At 49.2% G+C, this 1945-nt stretch carries 2 protein-coding genes; both read right to left on the bottom strand.

Features of this window, described 5'->3' with window-relative positions; translation table 11 throughout:
- The coding region (locus A3751_RS13575; protein WP_156492456.1) for a uroporphyrinogen-III C-methyltransferase at window positions 1-989 on the bottom strand (989 nt) is incomplete at its 3' end.
- A 77-nt stretch (window positions 990-1066) separates the two neighbouring features.
- Complete coding sequence (locus tag A3751_RS13570; protein WP_068456973.1) at window positions 1067-1831, bottom strand: uroporphyrinogen-III synthase; 765 nt, start codon at window positions 1829-1831, stop codon at window positions 1067-1069.
- Window positions 1832-1945: the final 114 nt, after the last annotated feature.

The following is a 1945-nucleotide window of genomic DNA, read 5'->3' as shown; positions in this document are numbered from 1 at the left end:
TTGCGAGCCCATTCGATGCTGCCACCGAGCTGTGTCGAAAACGCATCTAAGCGATGACGCATTAAGAGTAGTTTTGCCTGTTCGATTCGAAGTGCCAAATTCTGTTTAAGGTAGGCAGAATATTCCGGTGAAGGCGGTAACGAATGAGGTTCTTCACTGCGTTGAATTGAAATGGCGCGACTAAACGCAGATTCAAGTTTTGTGACTAAGCGTTGCCACCAGTTTTGCTCATTCGATTGTTCTGGTGCTTGCGCCGTCTGAGTGGTTGTGGCGTTGCTAGTTTTAGATGAGACTATTTTCTTATCCAAGTTGAGTGAGGCAAGCTGATTCGAGACTGCGTTTAGGCGCATCAACAATGTGTCGATTTGTCCGCGTGCTTGGCTGCGTAAAAGAAGGAGCTCTTCCGCGATTTTTATTCGCACAGGCATGAGTGCAGGATCATTGATTTCTGCAAGCACATCATTTGCCGCTTCAAGCAGCGCTTCGCTCGTGCTTGGATCTTTTTCGATGACCAAACGTTGGTTGGCGATGCGCAGCAGGTATTCAGCTTGTGCTAAAAGCCAGTCTTTACGAGTGCTGCCTCTAATAGCGTTAATCTGTGAAACAAAGTTATCAATGTTGACTTGTTGTTGTCGCAGCAGAGCATCGATCTCTGTTTGACGGTTTATGAGCTTTTCATTCAGCGCCTGTTCAGAACTTTGAAGGTTCGAAAGCGCTTGGTTCTGATGCACAAGCTGATCTGTAAGCGTTCTGATCGCATTGGTGCCGGCGTCTTGCTTTTGCCACAGCTGCATTCCGAAATAGCCGCCGATGGCAATGGCTGTGATGACGATAAGCAAGAGCGCGAGTATTCCCGCGCTTCCGCCGCGCTCAGATGTCTTCTCGACCGTTGATGCTTTGGCTTGTTTGGTTTGCGTCGGCGATGAAGGAGCCGGCTGGGGTGTTGGCTTTTCTTGCGTTACCGTGGTGCTTGGCTTTTCTTCGCTCACTGTAGACCTGCGCTTTATGTTCTTTTAAACCAAAGCTTAGCCCTAAAGTGAGTGCTTTTCACTTAGCAATTGTTCATTTAAGCGGGCCGAGCCAGAGCTTTAATGATATCGATTGGTCTGAGCTGTTCAGAAACCTGCGTCTTTTGATAACCCAAGCTTTGAGCATGCTTCGCTACGCGCTCGCTCGGAACGATAAGCCTAGTCCCCGTTGGGGTTGCACTAATAGATTTTGCGAGAGAATGGAGGTTGTCTAAGGTTTCTGCGCTGAGAGTGACAATGCTGGTCGCGCCAAAATCACTGATACTCTCTTGAAGCGTTTGATCGGAGTATTCTGGTGTAACGCGCTCATATAATTCAATTGTGGTGACTTTTGCCCCTCGATCCCTCAAGCCTTGCTCCAGCTTGCTTCGACCCTCTTTGCCTTTCGCAATCAGAATCTTTTGGCCTTTGACGTGATTAAGTTCAGGCGTATCGAGCAGGCCTTCGCTGCTATAGTCCTGATCCGGGATGGAGACGCTGAGGTCTGCTTCTGCAAGCAGTTGGGTGGTTTTTCGGCCAATACCGAACCACTTCTGATCAGCCGGCGCTTGGGGCCACAGCTCATCCACGTAGTGGATCAACTGTGTTGCTGCATGTTGGCTCACCACGACCACTTTTTCGTATTGATCAAGGGCATAAATGATGTTTTTGACTTGAGGTGTCAGAGCAAGCGTTCGCACCTCAATACAAGGCAGGGAGTAGGTCTCTGCGCCAACTGACTCCAATACCTTGCACAGCTCAGAGGCTGACGGTTCAGGTCGGCAGACAAGTACTTTGTGCCCTTCGAGAATGGCTTTGATCATGATTGATACGCAGCTTCAAGAAGTGCTTCGGCTCCCTGCTCGAGGAGCTGCTCGGCGATATCGATACCAAGCACTTTTGGCTGACTCTGTTTGATCGAAATCGAACTTTTTGCG

The organism is Oleiphilus sp. HI0080, assembly GCF_001635135.1.
This window is presented reverse-complemented; position numbering and strand designations above follow the sequence as displayed.